Consider the following 22,997-nt stretch of genomic DNA (forward strand, 5'->3'; position numbering starts at 1 on the left):
AACAAATTCCACGCAATAGAGAATCCGTGAAATGAATAGAAACGTTCTGGCAACCGCTTTCATTGCATTCATCGCATTGCCGATTGCAGCCGCTGATGATTTTGAAACACTGTTCAACGGCAATGACCTCTCCGGATGGAAAGGGCTTGATGGTTTTTGGAGCGTTGAGGACAGCGCCATCGTTGGAGAAACGACACGCGAACAAAAGATCGACGCCAACACGTTTCTGATCTGGCAGGGGGGCGATGTTGCGGACTTTGAATTCATGGCGACTGTGCGTTTTCAAGGCAACAACTCGGGGGTGCAGTACCGCAGCAATGTCATCGATGAGCAGGGAATGGCATTGATGGGATATCAGATGGATCTGCATCCTTTTCCAAAATTTTTTGGGATGCTGTACGGTGAAAAGTACGGCGAACGCGGTAAGATCGCGACACGTGGGCAGCGAGTTGAAATTTCGGCCGACGGAAACGTCAAGCAATTAGGGAAAGTCGGTAACAACGACAATCTGACGGACTGGAAGTGGAACAAGGTCCGTATCATTGCGGTCGGGGACCAACTGATTCATCAAGTCAACGGCGTCACCACCATTGATGTCACCGATCAGCATCCCCGCGCGATCACCAGTGGCAAGCTGGGTCTGCAGCTACACAAGGGGCCGCCAATGCGAGTCGAGTTCAAGGACTTGCGGTTGCGAAAGCTTGATCATCAAGAGGGCAAGAAACTTATCTCGACATTCGCCAATCAATCCAACGATGAAAACGAGATCGAAGAGGACGCCGCAACTCCCGCCCCGCCGCCGTCCGAGGGAGGTGGAGCAAGAAACCGAAAAACCGATGTTGGCAGCTTGCGTGTCGCGAAGGGATTCAAGGTGGAAACGGTGTACTCGGTCCCTCAGGATACTCAAGGATCCTGGGTTTCCATGACCATCGATGATAAAGGCCGATTGATTGCATCGGACCAGGGCGGACGGGGTTTGTTCCGAGTCACCATCAAGAGCGACAGGGAACCACTCGTCGAAAAGTTGCCGGTTGATTTATCAAGCGCGCAGGGATTGCTGTGGAAATCAGGTTGCTTGTATGCGTCGATCACAGGCAAAGGAATGTATCGCGTGACCGATTCGGACGGAGACAATTTACCAGATCGCGCCGAACTGCTGTCGGAGTATTCCGGGAAGGGTGAACATGGCAATCATGCCCTGATTGACACGGAGGACGGCGATCAGATTTATGCGGTTTCCGGAAACCAAACTCCATTGCCGTCTGCGGACAGCATCGTTCGTCGACGCAATCCATCGCGTCAGGAAGACTTGTTGCTGCCGCGACAGTGGGATCCGCGAGGCCACGCAGCCGGCGTGATGGCACCGGGTGGATGGATTACGCGATTTGATCCCGCACGCAAGACACACGATCTGTTCTGTGCGGGGTTTCGCAACGAATACGATGCCGCATTGAATGCCCACGGTGACTTGTTTACCTACGATGCCGACATGGAATGGGACCTTGGCCTGCCGTGGTATCGGCCGACTCGCATCTGCCACGCGGTCAGCGGAGGAGACTTCGGATGGCGAAGCGGTTCGGGCAAGTGGAAGGAATACTACGAAGACAGCCTACCACCACTGGTCAACATAGGACCGGGGTCGCCTACCGGAGTCGTCAGTGGTCGCGGAGCGAAGTTTCCTGCGAAGTACCAGCACGCCATCTTTGCGCTGGATTGGACATATGGTCGCATTCTGGCGATTCACTTAACTCCTGATGGAGCAAGCTACAACGCGGAGGCCGAAGATTTCGTCGCCGGACCAGCGTTGCCCGTAACGGATGCGGTCATGGGCGCCGATGGTGCACTTTACTTCGCAACGGGTGGTCGAGGAACAAAGTCGGAACTGATGCGAGTGGTCTACACGGGAAAGGCTTCGACGGCTCCGGCAATGCCCGCCGAGTTACCCGAAGCTGCGAAGACGCGCCGAGCATTGGAAACATTTCATGGCATCAGGAATTCTGAAGCCATCGAAACCGCATGGCCGCACCTTTCCAGCGACGATCGTTTTCTGCGTCATGCCGCGCGAGTCGCGATCGAATCACAGCCCGTCAATGAGTGGGCTGCGAAGGTGTTCTCCGAATCCAATCCGCAGGCACGCATCACGTCCGCAGTGGCGCTGGCTCGCATGGGCAATGAAGACCATCGCGAACGGTTGCTCGAATGCGCGAACGAACTTCCGTTTAGCGATCTCTCTGTTTCACAACAACTCGGTTTGCTGCGAGCCTACGCTCTGATACTGGAGCGACTGGGCAGCCCATCCAAAGCCCAGCGTGAGCAACTGATCGCAAAGCTCGATCCGCTCTTGCCATCATCGGACGCGGACGTCAATCACGAACTGCTGCGGCTACTGGTGTTCCTGCGGGCTCCCACTGCAGCCGCCAAGGGCATGCAGTTGATTGCTGATCGAGGCCCCGGCCAACCGGTTTCGTGGAGTGGCGTGGAAAAGCTGAATGCGCGCTACGGCAACACGTTGAAGCAAATCACAAAAAATCCGCCACCGACCGCTGCCATCGACATCGCTTTGACACTTCGCAGTCTTCGCAATGGATGGACGCCCGGACTTCGACGGCAGTACTTCGCGTTCCTCAACACGGCGGCGAAAGCCAGCGGCGGGGCCAGTTATCCCAGTTACCTGACCAACATTCGCGACGAAGCGCTCTCGACATGCAGCGACTCAGAACGTATCGCTCTGACCGATCTGACGGGCGAAAACTTCAACCCGGTTCCCGACTTTCCGATCGTTCCACCAACCGGCCCCGGTCAGGAATGGACTCTCGAAACTGCGATGGCTGCGGTCGACTCGGCGAACCCCAAGAAGCTGAATTTCAATCGGGGTCGCAGCCTGTTCCATGCCGTTAGTTGCGGAGCCTGCCATCGTTTCAGTGGTCTCGGCGGTGGTGTCGGGCCAGATCTGACAAGCGTGCCCAACAAATTCACAAGCAAATATCTGTTGGAGGCCATCATTGATCCCAGTAAGAACATCTCCGACCAGTATCAATCGTCGATGGTGTTGCTCGACAGTGGCAAAGTGGCGAACGGGTTGGTTGTCGACAAGGACGACGAAACAATCCTGGTCTATTCGTCCGATCCCAAATCAGAACCGACCATTGTGAAACGAGATGAGATCGAAGAAATCAGCGTGTCACAGACATCACAAATGCCCAAAGGTTTATTAAACCAGATGAGCCCTGATGAACTCCGAAACCTTGTTGCGTACATCATGTCCGGAGGCAACGAGAGCCACAAAGTTTATCGCGGCCGAGGCGGAAAGAAATAGCCACACCTTTCGGGTGTTTTGGTTCAGCGTGAAATGGAGTCGAGCGTGGTCTTTGCTAATTGGAAACGTGGAACTTAAGAGTCGGAAATGGTTGGAAGTACTTGGGGGACCAGTCCCCCAAACCCCCTGAGATTTTTCGCATTTTGCCAAAATCGAAGCGGACAAACGGGGACAGAGCACTTTGTCGGGGAATTCAGTAATCCTACCTTACTGGAATCATGGACATCGCGCGGATGCAGACCTCTGATTCAGGGATTGATCGGCTCTCTTGCCGCGTTGGGTGACCGTTTGGGAGTCAAAACGGCTGAGAGGGCGCACGCTTGCCGGGGCTGCTCTGGCGAGCAACTTGAACGTGCGGTGGCTTATGCGACTCCAGCAGAATGCTTAGCCGCTTGGGATCAGATCGCGGACACGGCGGGAGACTCGGAAACGCCGCTGTGTTTGACGACTGCGATGAGCGTCCACGTGAAACGGGTTTCCGGCAACTGTTTTGAAAAGCTTGCCGAAATCCGTCACCAGTTCGCACCACACCGACGACTCCAATCCCAATCGCTTCAGGATCGGAGCCAGTCCATCTGGCGTCCTGCCCGGTTTGCCGTCCGCGATCTGACGGGCCGTCCAGTCCAGTAGTTCCAAATATCGTTCTTTCGAGAACCACAAGAATCCTTTTTCACTGCAACGTGATCCCGATTTCGAAAGATTCGGGCCCGGTTGCTCGGCGGCTTCGTCAATCTCCACCGGTGAGAGGAACGAATCGTCGTGCTGCAGGCCGTCGTCGCTATCAACACTGGGTCCGCCGGTGATGGCTTCGACGCGTCGCTGCGCCGAGGTGTGATCGCTTTGTTCGATCGTCTCGGCCATGGCGGCGCGGATTGGATTCAAATCCACGTAAGTCGCACACGCCAAAACGGCTGCTTCGTCGATCAACTTGACCGCTTTGTAGCGATCCTGAAAGAACCGACCGACTTGCTCGTCCTCCAAGTTCGCACGCTGGGCGACTCGTTGGTTGAGCAATCGCATCCACCACGAGATATCACTCAGCCGGGAGCGAATCTTGGCAAGTTCGACCGGACATTTGCGGATGCCGTTGAGTTCGGACTCGGTCGGCGGCAACGGATTTCCGTTAGAATCTTTCCTGTGAGGACACAGCATCAGCCATCTGCGAGCGACTTCGGTGTCGTCCCACTGTTTGACCACATCGGGCCTGGAGCGAAGGACCAAATGATAGTGGTTGGAGAGAATCGCGAATGCGATCAGATCGATCCCGAAGCACTTGGCGAAGTGGGTCAAGTATTTTTCGATCCAAACCTTTCGATGGTCGAAATTCTTTCCTGAGACGGGATCGTCTCCGAACAAAAAGCACCGTCTGACGGTGCGAGAAATCACGTGAGCAATAGCAACTTCGTCAGGGTCAAAGACATCTGCGCGAGCAAGTCTAGCCATGGTATGCCCCCAAAGCGACGAGAAAGAGAAGAGGACTTCGTTTCTACCACCCCAGCCCCACCCATCAACCCCAATCAAAGTGCTCTGTCCCCGTTTGTCCAAAGTGCTCTGTCCCCGTTTGTCCTGTTGATTCCAAACCGTTCTAAGAAAGTAAGCTATCATGAACGGCGCCGTTGTCACGGGCTCAGGTGCTGGGATGATCGCAGCGATCAATTGGGAACCGGACCAAGCGAGATTGATTGTTGCGAGCCGCAGGCTGAGAACAGTTGGACGCTCTCGGCAGGCAATGCTTCCTATCCTAATGAGTCTACTTCAATGATGCGAATCGCCTTCCTCACCGTCGTCTTGCTGCTTACCTCGCCAGCTTATTCGCAGGTGCTGGACAAGCAGCAACTACTGGACAATCAATCGTGGTGGGACAATCGCGACTTTGACTGGTACAAGCAACAAATTCCCTTCTTCGAATGCCCCGATGCGGAGATCCAGACCACCTACTATTACCGCTGGGATTTGCTGACCAAACACCTGACCTATGGCTCGCCGAACAGCGGTTACTCATTTACAGAGTTCATTGACCGCCCCTTTTGGTCCGGGGCGTATGGGGCGATCGCGTGTCCGGCAGGTCATCAGCTCTATGAAACACGCTGGCTCAGGTCACCGCGAATCGCAAATGATTATACGAAGTACTGGTTCCGCACCCCGGGGGCTCAACCGCGGAACTATTCCACCTGGCTGGCGGATTCCGCCTGGGCGGTCGGCCGAGTTCACCCGAACAAGGAGCTGCTGATTGACCTGCTGCCGGACCTGATTGAGAACTACGAGGGCTGGGAAAAGCGGCAGTTTGTCCCGAATGTCGGCTTGTTCTGGCAGACCGGTCACGACGACGGCATGGAGTTCAACATCAATAGCCGCCAGACGCAGGATATCCTGCGCGGTGCGCCGAGCTATCGCCCGTCATTCAATGCCTACATGTACGCTGACGCACAAGCCATTTCTCGCATCGCAAAGCTGGCGGGTAAGTCGGATGTCGCGAAGCAATACTCGGACAAAGCGGCGGCGTTGAAAGCCAAGATGATCGAGTTGATGTGGGATCCAAAGCGGCAGTTCTTCTTTCCCTTGCTGAAGAACGACGAGCAGCGCGATGGTTTCACGATGAAAGCGCTCACGCGAACTTACGAAAGTGGCCAATACGCCGGCGATCCTCACGGACGAGAATTGATTGGCTACGTTCCGTGGCAGTTCGATATCGTCAAAGGCGAGCATCAGTACGACGTCGCCTGGAAAAAGTTGATGGATCGAGACGGCTTCTACGCCGACTTTGGACCGTCATTTGTCGAACGCAACGATCCGTTGTTCAAGGTCACCAACCACTGCTGCTGGTGGAGTGGCCAATCCTGGCCTTACGCGACCACGCAGACGTTGAAGGCACTGGCAAAGCTGCTGCAAAACGGCGGCAATACTCTGAACGCCGCCGACTACGTCGAGACACTCCACATTTATGCAAAGTCTCATCGCAAGAACGGCAAGCCCTATCTGGCCGAAGCGTTGCACCCGGACACCGGTTCGTTTGAAGGCTACGACGGCTACAACCATTCCGAACATTACTTGCACTCGGGTTATACCGATCTGGTGATTACCGGATTGATCGGGCTGGTTCCTCGTGACGATGACACGCTGGAGATTCGTCCTCTGGCTCCGCCCCAATGGGATTACTTTGCGCTCGATGATGTGCCGTACCGCGGCCATCGAGTTTCGATCGTTTGGGACAAGACAGGGACTCGGTACGACATGGGAATTGGGCTTCATGTGATGGTCGACGGGACGAAGGTCCACGAAGCCGATACCATCGGCCCGATCGTGATTCCGAGGGCCGTTCCCGGTGTTCGACCAGCGTCACAGAAGGGGCTAGTTCCGACGAACTTCGCGGTCAACAACGACGGCACCTACTATCCGCGCATCACGACGACCTACACTGCGGAAGGAACATTCGCATCGAAGCTGATCGACGGCAATTTCTGGTACCTGAAAGATCCGCCTAATCGCTGGTCATGCGAAGGGTCTCCCAACGCGAGCGATTCCATCGAAATCGACTTCGGCAAACCGCGAACGATTCATACGATTCGAGCGTTGCCATTGGATGATCGAGAGCTGGCGAACTCAAGCATCCGCGCCCCGAAAGAGATCCGGTTGCACTACTGGAAAGACAACACGTGGCATGCCATCACGGTCACGAAGGAGGTTCCGGCGCCGGAAGGACACCGACCTCATTCATTCCATTTTGAGCCACTGGAGTTTCAGAAGTTCAAGGTCACGCTAACGCACGCGGACGGTTTCAATTCCGGTCTCACGGAACTCGAAGCATGGGGCAAAGCAGTATTGCCACTTAGCCGTATTCCAGCTCGGGCCGGCAACCTTGCGTTCAATGATGGTGTCAGCGAATTCCCGAAAGCCACTTGCAGCCACCACGATGTCTATGGTGGCGTTCCCCAGTCGTCGATCGACGGGGTGACGAATTTTCAGCCCAGCCCCATGAATCGCTGGACAAGTTACGGATCCCCGAATCCGTCGGATTGGCTACAGATCGACTTTGGCAAGAAAGTCGAATTTCGCCGCGTCGAGATCGCGATCTACGATGACCGCGGCGGCGTTCAGGCTCCCCAATCCTATGAACTTCAGCGTTGGTTCGGCGGAAAGTGGACACCCATCTCGGGCGTAAAATATTCTCCTGAAAAACCAGTCGGCGGCCAATGGAATACGGTGACCTTTGCGCCGACGGAGAGCGAAAAACTCCGCATCGTGTTCGAGAACAACGGTGGTGCCCGCAGCGGAGTCACGGAAGTCACCATTTGGAACGACGAACAGTAGGCGTGCGAAGCGAGGGGAAGGAGGAATATGCTGCACCTCGCGTTCGTTTCTGTCGCTCCAACGCACATCAGGGTGGAATCTCTAAAAAAAACCCCGTCCCCTTTTCGAACCCTCATCGGCGCTCCGCAGCCAGCGAGTCACCGGCACGGGTATGCTCCTTTTCGCGTTCCATCAGTTTTGCACGCACTGCATTCCACTCGTCTCGACTGACAGATTGATTCTTCACTGTTCTTGCTCCTTGATAAAGTTAGTAAAGTGGCACGAAAGTCTACTGCGACTGAGACGTTTGACAGACAGGAAGAGCAAGAAAGCAGCACACAGCAGGATCATTGCCCAACGCAACGTCGCTGCCGTGGAAAGCGACAGACCTAGTCCGGTCCACAGGGCCACGTAGGCTGCCAGACAAGCCGGGCATTTCGGAGCGAACGCCAGCATTGCAGCCGGAACAATCCATGCCAAGAATTCTCGATTTCCAGCCTTCGAACAGTCTTGATTCCCATGTTTCGAAGTTGCACAGCAGTCGTTCATCGCTCCACCTCCGTCAGATTCGTTGTTTTCTGCCAATGAAACAGCGACTGATGGAGATGGAATCATTTGCATTTCACCTGTAGTCGAACGGCGGGACCTTGAATCGACAGGCATTTCCAAATTTCTTTTTTGACCGCGGAGGCCTCTGTCCATCATATTGTTCACGAGCATCAGACCGATCGCGGACATCGAGACTGGCATTCATCGAGCGAGTATCGCTTCCACTTCACGGCGAAAGATTTGTGCTTCGAGCCAGTTGTGCAAATGAATCCCCTTTGGCTTGGCGGCACTTTGATCAAGATACGTGAGTGCGTTCCCAAGCCATCGTGCTCCGCGACGTCATACACCTGCACGATGATATCGTCAATTCTAGCGATGATTTTCTGTCGAACGGTTTCCCACAAAGTTACAGCTGGCTGCTCAAATCGATCCGCCGGGTCGATTTGATGTTGTTGAGGAAAACTTCGTCGTGGGAGGCGATTAGAAGAGCACCGTCGTAGTCGTAGAGACCTCGTTCGATGGCGTCGATGGAATCGATGTCGAGGTGGTTGGTGGGTTCGTCGAGGATCAAAAACAATGGTGGCTCGGGGGCTCCGAGCACGCACGCGAGTCCGGCTCGCAGTATCTGGCCGCCGCTGAGTGTGCCCACGGTCTGAAGGGCGGCATCTGATTTGAATAAAAAACTGGCCAGCGTGCGACGACACAGGTTCTCATTTGATGTCGGGTTTCGCCGTTTGAAGTTTTCGAGGATGGAAAGCGTGGGGTCGAGGAAGCTTAATCGTTGGTCCAGGACCGCCATGTTGACGGGAACGGATACGGTTCCATGCAGTGGTGTTAGCTGACCTTCAAGCAGTCGAATGACGGTGGTCTTGCCGGACCCGTTGGGCCCCACAAGGGCGACTCGCTCGGGACCGATCAGTGAAAAAGAGAGGTTATGAATGATGGGCCTGTCAGAATCATAGCCAGCGGTAACGGCATCGAACGTTGCGACGATGCGACTGTTTGGGAGCCCGGTTGATTGGACTGTAATCGAAAGTTCATCCAGGATTTCAAGCCGTGCACGAGCTTGCTCGACGGTTTCTATCGCTTGAGCCCTTTGTCGCATGGTACGTCTTATGCGGTCGCCCTTGCTCGATTCGGCGCTGTTTTTTCTTGCACCCGACAGTATGCGTGGGATGTCACCTCGGGATTGAGTTCTGGCACCGGCGGCATCTCGACGCTGCTTTCGTTCTATCGTCGTTTGGGCATCTCGCTTGACCTTGACCGCGTATCTTTCCGCGTGCGCCAGATGATGTTGCGCGGCTTCCAGCTCGATCGCTTTTTGCTGGCGATAGTGACTCCAATTGCCTCCGTAGCGAGTAACGCCAATTGACGTCAGTTCGACAATCGCGTCCATCTGTTCCAACAGCTCTCGATCGTGGCTGGCAACAATCGCACCAGCTTTCCAGTTGGAGAGCAGATTGATCACCGCCTCGCGTCCGGCGCGATCCAGATTGTTCGTCGGCTCATCGAGCAGCAGGAAATCAGGAGCTTGGTACAGCACGACCGCGATGCATGCCCGGGTCCACTGACCTCCGGAGAGCTCGCAAAGTCGTGTGTCGGGGCGGACCTTCAGGCCAACTCGCCCCAGCGCCGCCGCTATCCGTTCTTCAAGCGTCCAGTCGGCATCCGCGAGCTCGTCAATATTTGCTTGACCCGCTTCGGCTCGACGCAAGATTTCAATCGCTTTGCTGGCGCCGAAAAGATCGGCGACGGTTTCGTCTGGTTCAACTTGCACTTTCTGTTGCAGCACGCCCAACATACCAGTGACGGCAACGCCACCCGTTGCAGGCGGCAGCTCACCACTGATGAGTTTTATCAGCGTCGACTTGCCGACGCCATTTCTTCCGACCAGTCCCATTCGCTCACGACTCACACTCAGATCAAGGTTGCGAAACAGATTGTGACCGTCCGGTGTGGACCAACTGATCCCGGTCAATGTGATTTGCGACATCGCTTCTACTCTTGAACAACTGTTAATAGCACGCTACAGTGCTTTTACAGCATCTCCGTCAATAATGCAACGGGACCGTGCTATTTTTCAGCAACAAGAAAATGAAACAGTATGCCATGACAAAACGAAAGGCACTTGGCCGACCGACGAAGGACGAAGCGGCGGCGATTGATGTTCGCGTCCTCGATGCGGCTCGCGCACTTTTTAGCCAAAAAGGGATTGCGAACAGCTCGATCGACGAGCTTGCCGGGACACTCGGTGTTTCTAAGCACACGATCTACCGTCGCTATGCCAGCAAGGCAAAATTGCTCGACGCGGTGGTCGAGCGAGATATCAATGCGTTTCGTGACGAGTTGAAATCGGCAGGTGCGAAAGCAACCGACGAACTTGAGGCGCTCCACCAAATGGCACTTCGGTACTTCAAGTTCGGTTCATCTCGCGATTACTCCGCGTTCTATCTTTTGGTCAGCGCCGAGGCTGTCATTTCAGCTGACCTACGCGAACGCTTAGCTGAATGGACGAAGTTTGCACTGCAACCGGTGCTGGAAGCGATTTCGTCGGCGCAGTCCGCTGGATATTTGTGCTCTGGCAGCACTGCATCGATCGGCGAAATACTCGTTGACCTATTGGAAGGTGCGAACAATCGAGTCCGTTTGCGAGATGCGACATTGAACAGCAGCCGAGCGGCGCGGAAACTGTTTGACGATCGTTGGCAAGTTTTCGTGAAGGCAATGGCGAGTGAATGAGGTTCGATGGTTATGTCGCAACGATGGCTGATTACGGGTAGTTCCAGAGGCATTGGGCGAGCACTTGCTGAGGGCGTGCTCAGCGCGGGGCATCGTCTCGTCGCCACGGCGCGTAAGGCTTCGCAACTTGCTGATCTCTTAAAGCAGTTCGGTGAACAAGTACGAACGGTAGATCTGGATGTGACCGCCCCGGTGGCCGCCGAGCAAGCATTGCGAGTCGCCGTCGATGAATTTGGCGGTCTCGATGTACTGGTGAACTGTGCCGGGTACGGTAACGTGAATTCGATTGAAGACACCGATCTTGGCGAGTTTCGTCGGCAGATTGAGACGAACCTGTTTGGATCCATCATCGTCACGAAGGCGGCCATTCCCATCATGCGTCAGCAGGGTTCGGGCCATATCATTCAGTTTTCCTCCGTGGGGGGACGCATCGGTGCTCCCGGACGGGCACCCTATTCCGCAGCGAAATGGGGCGTGGAAGGATTCTCCGAAGTGCTCGCGAGCGAGATGTCGCTCGTCGGAGTCAAAGTCACCATCATCGAACCCGGTGGGTTTCGGACAGACTTCGCAGGCTCCTCAACTTCATTGACTGCAGGTCGGCCCGAGTACGACGCCGTCGTAGGTGCTGCTGCGCGGATGCAGCGCGCGTACGACGGTCGGCAGCCTGGCGATCCGGTTCGTGCGGCACAGGTGATATTGAAAGTCGCCGCAATGGATCAGGCACCGCTGCGTTTACCGCTGGGCAACGACGCCGTGAACGCACTGGAGCAAGCCGATCTCGCAAGATTGGAAGAGCTTCGGCGCTGGCGTGAACTGAGCATTTCGACGGACTATCCGGAAGAATGACTCCGTTGGACGCTCAGAACAATGACAGCGACTTGAAACGCTTTAACGTTGAGGAACGCAATCCCTAAAAAACCCCCTTCCCTTTTTCGCAATCCTCATCAAATCCGCGAAAGTAGCCCCCCCCGAGGAGTCGGTCGGACGTTTGTGGCCAATGGGATTCCGCTCCACCTGCTGAGAATTCATTTGCTGTCACGATTCGATCATGACGGCGGGCTCCGTTTCTTGGTACATCTCTTGGATCACGAATCGGCATCCCTCCGTTGATTGCAAGCATCTGATCCGCCATGAAACTGTTTTTCAAACGATTGGCCGCCAAAAACTCAGTCGCCCAGTCCTCAGTCGCCCAGTCCTCAGTCGGCCAGTCCTCAGTCGGCCAGTCCTCAGTCGCCCCAACTGCTGCCGGTGATCGCATTCGCAGTCCGGCAATCGGATCAGGCACGCTGCGCGATGACGAGGCTTTGGCGTTGTCGCTGGACAATGTCAGCAAGAAGGCGTTTCTCACGGTGATCCGCAGCCGCGCTGACATCGGTGTGCATGCATTGCTTTCGCAACGAACAGTGATCGGACGCAACGAAAACTGCACCTTTGCGTTGCACGACTTGAAAGTCTCTGGATCACACGCCTTGATCACTCGCACCAGCGATGGCGATTTCATTCTCGAAGATCTGAAGTCGACCAACGGCACACGTGTGGGATCGCAGTTGGTCGTCGGGCAAACCGTGTTGCGAGACGGAGACAAGATATTCTTGGGAGAGACCGTGATTCGTTTTTCACTGGCCGACGAACTGGACATTCATTTTCACAACGAAGTGGCAACGTTGGTCGGGACGGATCCGTTGACGGGCCTACCATCAAAGCGGCGTTTTGACGAGTCGCTCGAGTTTGCGATTCAGAACGCGATCAGCGGGCGTACTTCGCTCGCCGTCTTGATGATGGACATGGACGGTGTCAAACAGATCAATGATGCGCACGGTCATGCATTTGGAGCTTTTGCGATCAAGGAAACGGGTCGGTTGATCGCCCGGGTGCTCGACTCCAACGGGCAAGCCTGTCGGTTCGGCGGCGACGAGTTCACCGCTTTCCTGGCCGGGTACACTTTGCCATCCGCCTGTGCCGTCGCCGAACGAATCAGGATGGCGGTCGAATCGGCTGGTTTGGAAAAAGACGGCATCCCGCTGCATCCCACCATCAGCATCGGCGTAGCGTGTCTTTCTGATGCCAGCACATCATCACTCGCTCTGGTCACCCGTGCGGACGAAGCTCTGTACCGAGCCAAAGCTCTAGGAAAAAATCGGGTCGTTTCATGAACGTCGGACTGCCCTTCAACCTGTCGCTCTCAATGAATCGATGGAGCGCGAGTTGCAAGGCAGTTACTCTCGACATATCCGCCATTATCCTTCGGCGGAAACGCAAAAGCAGTTAGGAAGCGACGATCCATTTGCTAGTGCGCCTGGTAATGGATTTGCCAGAAATCCTTTTGGGCAGGATTTCAGGCGGAATCCAATACGCTATCGAGTGATGAGGCGTTCCTGAGTAGCCGAAACTCTCTGCTGCCACCAAGCGTCGGGCTTCACCGCGACACAGGTTTCAAATCAAACGAAATATGACCGACATGGCAAAATTCAGTCTCGTCGGATTGTACAATCATAGCGATTCTACACTCCTTGACTTGACCTCCAAGATTGATCATGGCTGAACCAAATGGGGCACGAGAGCAAACTCAACCTGCTGAACAAACCATCAGTCCCTCGGAAACGTCCCTGAGCCAGGGGGCGACACACGGGGGCAAACCCGGCTCCAACTACCACGTGCGCGACCGGCCCGCGTTCATCGTTGGCGTCACCGGAAACATGGATTGCACCGAACGGGAACAGATCAAGGATCAGGTGAGATGGCTATTTCGCTTTCTGAGGCGAGGAACCACGGCTCACCCGTATGATGAAGTCGTCAAAGAACTCTTGTCCGGCCTGATCCCTTTGAGTTGTCCTCATCAAGACACCGAGCGTCAGCAGGCTCCTCACCATCAACACGATCACGAACCAATGGCGGATCCGAGTTCTGTCTATCGTGAGTTCTTTGACGAATGGCCGGGACTGGATGACATTCCCATCATCGTGCTCAGCTCTCTGGCACCAGGTGCTGATCAATTGGTCGCTCAAGTCGCCTTGGAACCGGAATTTCGTGACAACGGATTTACCCTCCGTTGTCCGCTCCCCTTTCCCGTAAATGTCTATCGCACCGCGTCCACCTTCGTCAGAAGCGATCCAACGAATCCCACACCTGAGCAAAGGGCTGCTGACAAAAAGCGGCAGCAGGACTTGAGGGACATCATTCCAAGCGACAACGACGAACGATGTTTTACCGTTGCCTTGAAATCCGACATGTCGCTTTCCACGAGTGAACTAGCCGCTAAACACACTCGCGACTCAGCCAATGCCCAACAACGACGCCTGCGGTATCAAGCTGCCGGCGAGTACATCGCCGCGTACAGTCATCTCATGATCGCGATTTGGGATCACCAATATGACTCCGACACGACGGCGGGCACCGCAGCGATCGTCAACGCTCGCCGCACCGGCCTGACACCCGACTTGCTGCCTTCGACATCTGCGTTGCCGCTACCGCCCGATGATCCGACATTCCACATTTTCTCTAAACGTGAAAAACGCAAGGAATGCAAGGTCGCATGCGCTCCGGATTGGTCAACCCGCTGGCTGTTCCCCAAGACTTGCCCCGAGCATTTCGGCGATCCGAATTCGTCCACCGGAAAGGCGTTGGCGGACAATAACGCCGACTGGCAGCAGCAAGGACTGTGCATCCTGACTCGATCTACGCAATTGTTGAGAGCTTTCTGTCGTCGCAAGAACGTTGACGCCATACGAGCAGAGGAGCACCTGAATGATTTTCTCACGCACGATGGCAAGTGCTATGTCAACGAGTTGCGGTCCAGTAGCAGCGGTCTGCTGAAAAGGATCCAACGTGTGGCAGATCTTCGTCGTCGCGCTACAAATTGCCAGTACGACGAATCAGCGAAATCAAAGGACATTCTCACCGCTCTGTTTTGGTTGACGCTGGCCGCCGCACTGATGATCGGTGCGTCTCACCACTGGCATCCTCAAAATGTTCAACACACAGCGACGCACCATCACGATAAAGATAAGAACGAGCCCACGATTCCGCAGGTGCCCCCAGAACCTGATCCGGACTCCGGAGCCGAGACGGAAATGGAGGTTTCTGCCAGCAATGTCACTGACGTTGAGTCAAATGATAACGAGCTCACAAATGACTCCGGGGACGACGAATCACAACGCGGCGTAGGTGCAGAACCACCGATCACCGACGTCAAACCGCCACAGGAAACGGCCACAGGGGAGAAACCCGCGGGAAACCTCGATGAGAATCCCACCGAGACCGCAGAGGACACTCCCATCGGATGGCAGGCATCACCTTGGCCGCTGATTGCGATGTTGTTTCGGGCTGTGACCGCAATATTGGGAATCGCGATCGCCTACTTCGCCCTCCGTTACTTTCATCGCTGTCGACCGCGTCAACACGGAGCCAGTGCGGAGGACCTACGCGCGATTGCCGAAGGCTCAAGGGTGCAAATGTTATGGCACATTGCCGGGGTCGGGCAGTCGGTTGCGGCCAATTATTTGCAACGACAACGAGGTGAACTGAGCTGGATTCGCAAAACGATTCGCTCCGTCGGAATGCCCTACGAAGATACTCGATGGCTATTCGATGAGCTGAACAATTCGTTGAAAATCAACCTGCTGAAATGCGTGCGATTCAATTGGTTGCGCGGACACGAACGCAATGCCCAATTCAACTATTTCAAGAGAACCACATCCGACTACGTGATGCATCTGCACTTCTGGCACAAGTTTGGCAGCCTGTTGGTGATTGCTGGATTGATCCTGTGCGTGATCTTTGTGGCAGCGGCGATTGTGGATACGTTTCACCACGATTCGCTTGATTTGCTCGCACAATGGTGCTGGAGTCACTACGTGTGTTGGTTGCTGGTGCCGCCGGTGATCGCGATAACGATCCTCGGCTGGCGAGTCTGGAATAAGGAGTGGAAGGACGCGTTGCCGCAAAACATCGAGCCTTTTTTCGAACGCTGCATCCCCACCAAGGAATCCACGAACTTTGCCCACCATCCAGAAAGTTTCAGTCGACAGATGCTGGTCAATTTCTGTTGCTTCCTGCCCTCTGCTGTGATCGTCGCCGCCGTTGCATTTTTGCTTTGCGTCTTGTTTTCGCGATGGGAGATGCTGCCCAATACCGAAGCTTGGTTGATCATCCTGTCCAGCAGTCTGTTGGTCGCGGGAGGCCTCTCCATGGCTTGGCCAGAACGTCGACTTTATCCGGAATCGATCTATCAATACGGTGCGATGGCCAACCTTTTCCAACTGGCTGCCAATCGCGTCGACCAGTTGTTCAAGGAGCTGGAGTCCGCGCATGAGATCGACCAGGACGAAGAACTGCAGCAGCGTCTGGCGAACGAACATGGATCCCAACTACCTACCGAAGAACGTGCGGATTTTAACCACAATGCCTATGTCGCAGAATTGCGAGCAGACGCTCAGAATCGAATTCAACAGCTCATCGCGGAAATCCAACAACTGTATTTTGAGCTGGGCAAAGAAGCGTTGGATGAGAATGCAGAATGGTTAATCCTGCACCGTGCACGACCGCTGGAACCCGTTTTGGCGGCGTGAGTTGATGTACGCCCACGTCGGAGTCTAGCCTTCAGGCGATCGAGCACTGAGATAGATTCAGGGAAAGGCGGCTTCAGACGATCGAGTACTGAGATGGATTCAGGAGTAGGCGGCTGAAGCCTGGACTCCAACGGGGATTTCGTGATCCCTGTACCTCGTTCCGAACGCGAACGCTGACTACCAATCGGTTATAGTCTTGCCATTGCGTTTCATATCCACACTGCGGGGAAAGGCTCTCGATGTCGCGGCGACTGTTTCTTTCCATGGGCTCGGACGAGTTCGAAAAGCCCGACGCTCGGTTTCCGGGATTTCGCTCCGCGATGGCGGCCTACTTGCGCCGCGCGGATTGTGCGGTCAAGGTGCAGGAGGAGTTTCGCCAAGCAGTGGAATGGGACACCGTCGAAAAACTGGCCGAGTACATCCAAGGCTGCGACGCCGTCGTCCATCTGCTGGGACAGCAGCCCGGATCGATCGCCAGTGAGTCTGCTCGGAAAGCCTTTCTCGCCAACTCGACGCTTTTAGGCGGAAAGGAATTTCTCGCCGACTATCCAGAGCTGCAAAAAACACTCGGCGATTGCTCCGACCTGACCTACACCCAGTGGGAAGCCTTTCTGTCGATTCACTACAGCGTGCCGCTGTTCATTTATGCGACCGACGACGCAGGCAAAACGCAGCCATCACACATCGAGCGACTGAAGTCCGCAGGAAAGCATGCCGAGTCGTTTCACAGCGATGTCGACTTGTTCGGAAAACTGATCGGTGACCTGCGAAGCATTCTGCCCGAGATCCCGGAACTCACTCAACGGATCGCGGTCTCAAAATTCTTGCAGCACGTTGCCGAAGTTTTCCTCGGTCGCGAAGCGGAACTCGAATTCCTGGACGGTGCGTGGGACAGGCGGATCAATGTGCTGAGCCTGATCGCCTGGGGCGGTGTGGGCAAGACGTCACTGATTTGCCAGTGGATTCAACGAAGCTTCATCGACCGCGATTGGAAAGACGACTCGGGGGCCCCGTCGTTGTGGCGGTACTTTGACTGGACGTTTTACGATCAAGGTACCGGTTCGCTGGACGACGAATCAGCCAACCGTACCGGCAACGTGGGCGATTTCTTTGAGCAGGCCCTCACGTTCTTCGGCGATCCCGACCCCAAACTCCCGGGCAAAGGAACGCGGCTCGCGGAGCTGGTGCGGCAGCAACACACGCTACTGATCTTGGACGGCATGGAACCGCTGCAGGCGCCGCCGAACTCCAATCAAGCCGGTCAGTTGCTCGATCCCGAATTGCACAATTTGCTGGTTGCGCTCGCGCAGCAGAATCCCGGCCTGTGCCTGATCTCCAGCCGACAGCATGTCCGTGATCTGGCCGGTTTGCGGGGTCGGGCGGCGGAGATCAAGGATTTGGAAGAGCTAACGACCGAAACCGCCATCCGTCTGCTCCGCAAGATGCAGATCACCGGCACGGAGGAGGAACTGCAGGAAGCCTGCAAAAAGTTCGATTGTCACGCGCTCAGCCTGACGCTGCTCGGTCGGTTCTTGTTCGATGCCCACGGCGGCGACATTTCCCGAATCGATCGCGTGAATCTGCACAAGGCCGATCGTCTCACGCGTCCAGAGCGACACCGCACGGCTTGGGGGGTGCTGGAGGCGTACGACGAATGGTTGCAAACACACGGGTCCGATCCAACTCTGCTAGCCGTGCTGCGTCTGGTCGGTCTGTTCGATCGCCCTGGGTCTGTCGAATGTTTGCGCGAACTGCGATCGGGTGACGTGATCGCTGGTTTGACCGAGCCGATTCACAACATGGACCAGGATGAGTGGAACGTGTTGCTCAAACGTCTGGAGCGATCCCATCTGATCCGTCTGCGTCCTTCGCAAACTCTATCAGGACAACACGACGTCGACGCCCATCCTTTGGTGCGTGAGTACTTTGCGGAGCAACTGCGAAAGGAATCGTCAGAGGCGTTTCAGACTGCTCACGGACGATTGTTTGACTACTTGTGCGAATCGACGGAGCATCAGCCTGATGGGATCGACGGTCTGCAACCGCTTTATCAAGCCGTAATGCATGGCTGCCTGGCTCAACGGCATGAAGAAGCGTTGTACGGCGTGTATGTCGAACGCATTCTTCGTGGCACTGGCCACTTTGGTAGCTACTATAGTTGTTACGCACTGGGTGCTCATGGGGACGATTTGCGAGCAATGGCGTCGTTCTTTTTGTCACCATGGGCCAGCGTAGATTCGACTCTTGACCTTGAAGCTCAAGGGTTCGTTTTCGCCGAGGCAGCGGAAAGGTTAAGGTTGCTGGGGCGATACCAGGAAGCACTCGATCCATTCACAATTAGTGAGCAGATTGCAGTCGAAACTAAATGCTGGGATGCTGCTGCAGTACGAGCGTCCAACCTCGGTATGTGCAGTTTGGCTTTGGGGCGAATTCCTGCCGCATTAGAATGCGTTCATCACGCTGTCGAGTACGCCGACAAAGGTAAAGATTCTTTCCTACGAGCAGACTTTAGAGCAAGTGTCGGGCACGCTCAACATATGGCGGGAGAGTTTGCTGAGGCGATCGAGTCATTCCGAACAGCGGAGACGCTGCATCTTGCGACTCAACCCAGCTATCCCCAGCTATACTCGTTTCAAGGCTACAACTACGGAAAGTTGCTCCTGGCACAGGCTGAACGCTTCGTATGGAGAATCATTCTCGGTTCGATTCAACGTGGATCAAGAGACGAATCCGATCAACAACTTCGAGGAATCGTCGCTGCGGAACTGCGAGAGTCAGCCGCTCGCGTTGCGAACTTGTTTCGATGGCGTGACAGCACCGACAATCCCCTCACGATAGGACTGGATTATCTTTACCGTGCATTGGTGAACCTCTATTCAGAAATCCATCGTTCAGTGACATCACTTCCGAGTCGGTCGATCTCGGATTCTCAGGCAGTTCGGGACCTCGAAGTTGCGAGTCGCGAGCTGAAAAAGAGTGGTCACATCGAAGCCGTTCTCGAGTGTTACATTGCAACGGGAATGTGCCAAGCACTTTCAGGTGCTCCCATATCGTCGATTGCGTTGCTGGCCGAAGCTGAACAGATCGCCACTCGTGGCCCGATGCCACTCTACTTGGCGGACATCCACCTCACACGAGCAAGACTCATTGGAAGTCCGAAGGTGGATGTTGAAGGTCTCAATGTGGACGTTCGGACCGAACTTGCCGAAGCCCGCCGCTTGATTGAAAAACACAAATACAACCGCCGGATGCCGGAGCTCCTGGATGCTGAAGCGGTGCTCCTTCACGGGGAAACGGACTCATGAAAACCTTCATCAGCTTTTCCACTGCTGACCAATCGCCCGCCGATCAGTTTGTTGATGAACTGAGATTGTTTTACATCGATGACTTCTTCTTTTCGTCTCGAACGATGGACGAAGGCTACTGGTTGTCGCAGATCGAAGCCGAAATCGAACAGGCGAAATGGTTCTTTGTCCTGATTTCCAAGAACTCCGTCGCGTCGAAGTGGGTGCGGCGCGAAGTCGAATTGGCGATGTCGCTGCCGCATTTGAAAGGCCGTGTCGTTCCCGTCCTCCTGGAAGACACTCCGGGATGGGAGGATTTACACGAGCACATCGGTCGCTTGCAGACGTTCAATCTTTATCGCAACCGCGAAGAGTCGATGACTCGCATCATCGAAGGCATCTTTCGCCGACCACGACATCGACATCCACCCTATCGCGTGGGCGATGTGATGATCCAAGTGTTGATTCTCGCTGGCGGAAACGGCAGGACACGCTATCGGGATGGTGATGTGCTGTGTGACGGCCCGACAGCCGACACATCGAATCGTAAGTTCCGCCTGCCCGATGATGTGGCTCAAAACGCTGACGAGCGCATCTCTGAAACGAAGGCCGCGATGGATGCCAAAGGCCGAATGTTCGTCAACAATCCGCAAGTTCGTTTGAAGGACTACAGCTACGGCGGTTCGAAGGAGTCGGGCGGTTTGTCAGACAAACCACTGCGTCTAACACTCGGATGGACGGAGTATTTTCACACTCGGCTGACCAATCAAGAGCGAGCCTTCATCTTGCCCGATGGTCAATCGATCGAGCTGAAATACGGTCGCGATCTGGCGGACCTTAGTGAGAGCGAATTGTCAAATCCGATTGCGACCAACATGAGTGTCGTCACCGCCGATGGCAAGATCTTCCTCGCGACACGGGGAAAGAAAGTCGCTTGGAATCCGGGTGAATTTCAACCCGCAGTCAGCGGAGATGGTCAGCCGGAGGATCTCGACGAAAACGGGGTTTACGATCCGTTTCACACCGCGATGCGTGAGGCACAGGAAGAATGCATCGGCGGTTACCCGGTCACACGTGACATGGTCACTTTCTTTGGGCTCGCTCGCACACGCGGAACGCAGTTTCCCTTTCTGTTCGGCGAAATCCGATTGCCCGTTGCCAGCACTGAACTGCCCCCACCGCTCAGCCCGTTCGAAGGCCATCCGTTTCCGATCGACTTCACGATCGACGGTGTCTGCGATTGGGTACGCAAGTATCACCTGGACCACTATCACGGTCGGCGCGGAGGCGTGATCGGCACAACGCTCTTTTCGCTACTCCAGTCGCTGCACTACGAATATCCCGACCAGTGGTCCGACGTCGCAAATCGGCTGCGCATTGCGTAGCGTAGCAGCTTGTTGATTTATTTGGTGTTACCGAAATACTGGTGAGCCGTTGGCCGTAAGGCCTCGGGCAATGCGTATGGCCCGGCCGCTCACGCGTCGCGGCTCACTAAATCAACAGGCTGTTAGGCCCCTGGTTGGAGTCTAGCCTTCAGGCGATCGAGTGCTTTAGGCGATCGGGGGCTCGTACAGTTCAGGTTTGATCGGCTGAAGCCTAGACTCCAACGGGGACAGACGACCTTGCTTTCCGAAATGACAACCTTTAGACAAATCTGGTGGTCGGCGTAAATCGTTGCTACAATGACACTTGAGATGTTTTCGCGGGTCGCTGAAATAATCTGCCCTCCTGAAGCATCTCAGTTGAGAATCCACCCCGTTTCCGCACCATTTGTGTTTCGGCAATGCGCCGATCCTGCCCCACCCGAGCGGAATTTGCAGCCTCCAGCGAAGCAAGAGCGATTCGCTGGTTCCGTTGCGTCCAAGAGTGACCGTCGACCGTCCCTTCTTTTTGAACGATCCATTATGCTGAACCGCAGAAATCTGTTTCAAGCAATGGCAGCCACCGCTGGCGTTACTTTGGGAACTTCGCTCCTGCCCGAGCACCTTTTGGCGTCACCGCTGACGGAATCGATACCGGGCAACACGACGCCCAAGCGGATCATCTTTTTTATGCAGAACCAAGGCTTCGACCCCAAGACGTGCATCCCAGCCGGATTGAAGAACAGCGGATCGCTGGCAAAGGTCAAGCTGCCTGAGCCGATCAGCCCTCTGGAACCCTACAAGGACCGACTGCACATCATCAACGGACTGCACGGCGTCCACACCAGTCCGTCGCATAGTGCTTTCTTTGGTGCCCTGGGTGGATACCGAGGCAGCGACGGTGTTCCACCCAGCGGTCCGACGATCGACTACGAGCTGAGCAACGTGCTGCCTCAGACGCTGCTGCCGCACTTATGTATCGGCATGGACTCGATCGAGAACATGACGACGAAGCCCACGATTGCGACGCTGTCCGCCAGCGGCGCGGGGCAACCGATCTTCATGCACTCCAATCCCAACCACCTCTACCAGATGCTCTACGGCGGCATCTCGACCGGCGACATTCGACGGCAGCACGAAGCACGATCGAGCATGATGAGCCAGATTGAAAAACTGGCGGCCGCCAAAGGTCAATCGCTGCCAAGCGGAGACCATCAACGTTACGGCCAGTATGTCCAAGGGTTCAAGGAAGCCAACGGGCTTCGGGACCGACTGGAGACGGTTGCCGATCACCTCAGGAAGTTTGCCCCCACGGTGGACGAGCGATACACGCAGCCAAAATTCGAAACGGACTGGCATGATGTCCTGCTGGATCTTGGCATCTCGGCACTCACCTCGGGAATCACCAACACGTTGACCATCGGTTCTGGTCGTGGCGAAATCTTCGGCGCATGGAAAGGTCTGGGCGTCGATCAGCAAGGACACAACCTCGGCCACATGGATCAGCCCGACAATCCGATCTGGATCAAGATCCGTCAATACAACAGCCGCATGCTGGTCAAGATCATGGAGTCGCTGGAAAGCATCCCGGAGGGCAGCGGCACCATGATGGATCACACACTGGTCGTCTACACCAGCAACAATGCCGACAAACAACACACCAACGGTGCCAACTGGCCCGTGATGTTGCTGGGCAACTTCGATGGCGCCTTCAAGACTGGGTGCTTCACCCAACTGGACGGCAAACGTCCCATCAATGCGTTCTACACCACTCTGCTCAGAGCGGCCGGTCAGAACTGTGATCGATTCAACATGGACGACAAGATGGCCAAAAAATTCGACAGCGATACCGGTCCGGTGAAGGAACTGTTGGTGTGAACAAGGCAACGTTTTT

13 protein-coding genes are annotated in these 22,997 nt (G+C 55.3%); 9 read left to right on the forward strand and 4 right to left on the reverse strand.

Translation table 11 applies throughout. The features are described from left to right. The first annotated feature begins 31 nt into the window (after window positions 1-31). Window positions 32-3,316, forward strand: a complete 3,285-nt coding sequence (locus tag Pla52nx_RS19840; RefSeq protein ID WP_146520584.1) for a family 16 glycoside hydrolase — start codon at window positions 32-34, stop codon at window positions 3,314-3,316. Between the two features lie 384 nt (window positions 3,317-3,700). On the opposite strand, the gene Pla52nx_RS19845 is transcribed toward Pla52nx_RS19840, so the two are convergent. Continuing rightward, the gene (locus Pla52nx_RS19845; protein ID WP_146520583.1) at window positions 3,701-4,759 is read right to left on the reverse strand and encodes a hypothetical protein; all 1,059 of its coding nucleotides are present in this window, start codon (window positions 4,757-4,759) and stop codon (window positions 3,701-3,703) included. Between the two features lie 315 nt (window positions 4,760-5,074). On the opposite strand from Pla52nx_RS19845, the gene Pla52nx_RS19850 reads away from it, so the two are divergent. Beyond that, entirely contained in the window at window positions 5,075-7,624 is a 2,550-nt protein-coding gene (locus Pla52nx_RS19850) for a discoidin domain-containing protein (RefSeq protein WP_197454663.1), read from the forward strand. 112 nt (window positions 7,625-7,736) lie between these two features. On the opposite strand, the gene Pla52nx_RS19855 is transcribed toward Pla52nx_RS19850, so the two are convergent. From Pla52nx_RS19855 to Pla52nx_RS19865, 3 genes are all read right to left on the reverse strand, one after another. Next, window positions 7,737-7,850, reverse strand: coding sequence for a DUF899 family protein (locus Pla52nx_RS19855; protein WP_146520581.1), 114 nt, complete (start codon window positions 7,848-7,850; stop codon window positions 7,737-7,739). Beyond that, entirely contained in the window at window positions 7,847-8,218 is a 372-nt protein-coding gene (locus Pla52nx_RS19860) for a hypothetical protein (protein ID WP_342190208.1), read from the reverse strand. Before Pla52nx_RS19860 ends, Pla52nx_RS19855 begins: the two co-directional genes overlap by 4 nt. A 340-nt stretch (window positions 8,219-8,558) precedes the next feature. Next, on the reverse strand, window positions 8,559-10,145 hold the full coding sequence (locus Pla52nx_RS19865; protein ID WP_146520580.1) for an ABC-F family ATP-binding cassette domain-containing protein: 1,587 nt from the start codon (window positions 10,143-10,145) through the stop codon (window positions 8,559-8,561). Between the two features lie 116 nt (window positions 10,146-10,261). Between Pla52nx_RS19865 and Pla52nx_RS19870 the strand changes: the two genes are divergently transcribed. The 7 genes from Pla52nx_RS19870 (at window position 10,262) to Pla52nx_RS19900 (ending at window position 22,981) form a co-directional block, all read left to right on the forward strand. Continuing rightward, a complete protein-coding gene (locus tag Pla52nx_RS19870) occupies window positions 10,262-10,891 on the forward strand; it encodes a TetR/AcrR family transcriptional regulator (RefSeq protein WP_197454661.1) in 630 nt (209 codons plus the stop codon). 6 nt (window positions 10,892-10,897) lie between these two features. Continuing rightward, the gene (locus Pla52nx_RS19875; RefSeq protein ID WP_197454660.1) at window positions 10,898-11,737 is read left to right on the forward strand and encodes an SDR family NAD(P)-dependent oxidoreductase; all 840 of its coding nucleotides are present in this window, start codon (window positions 10,898-10,900) and stop codon (window positions 11,735-11,737) included. Window positions 11,738-12,021: 284 nt separating this feature from the next. Beyond that, a complete protein-coding gene (locus Pla52nx_RS19880) occupies window positions 12,022-13,044 on the forward strand; it encodes a diguanylate cyclase (RefSeq protein ID WP_146520577.1) in 1,023 nt (340 codons plus the stop codon). A 381-nt stretch (window positions 13,045-13,425) separates the two neighbouring features. Next, the gene (locus tag Pla52nx_RS19885) at window positions 13,426-16,458 is read left to right on the forward strand and encodes a hypothetical protein (RefSeq protein WP_146520576.1); all 3,033 of its coding nucleotides are present in this window, start codon (window positions 13,426-13,428) and stop codon (window positions 16,456-16,458) included. A 239-nt stretch (window positions 16,459-16,697) separates the two neighbouring features. Continuing rightward, window positions 16,698-19,763 (forward strand): tetratricopeptide repeat protein, encoded by a 3,066-nt coding sequence (locus Pla52nx_RS19890; RefSeq protein WP_146520575.1) that lies wholly within the window; start codon window positions 16,698-16,700, stop codon window positions 19,761-19,763. Next, on the forward strand, window positions 19,760-21,127 hold the full coding sequence (locus tag Pla52nx_RS19895; protein ID WP_146520574.1) for a toll/interleukin-1 receptor domain-containing protein: 1,368 nt from the start codon (window positions 19,760-19,762) through the stop codon (window positions 21,125-21,127). Before Pla52nx_RS19890 ends, Pla52nx_RS19895 begins: the two co-directional genes overlap by 4 nt. Window positions 21,128-21,646: 519 nt before the next feature. Continuing rightward, on the forward strand, window positions 21,647-22,981 hold the full coding sequence (locus Pla52nx_RS19900) for a DUF1552 domain-containing protein (protein WP_146520573.1): 1,335 nt from the start codon (window positions 21,647-21,649) through the stop codon (window positions 22,979-22,981). Window positions 22,982-22,997: the final 16 nt, after the last annotated feature.

It is taken from the genome of Stieleria varia (assembly GCF_038443385.1).
Lineage (GTDB): Bacteria > Planctomycetota > Planctomycetia > Pirellulales > Pirellulaceae > Stieleria > Stieleria varia.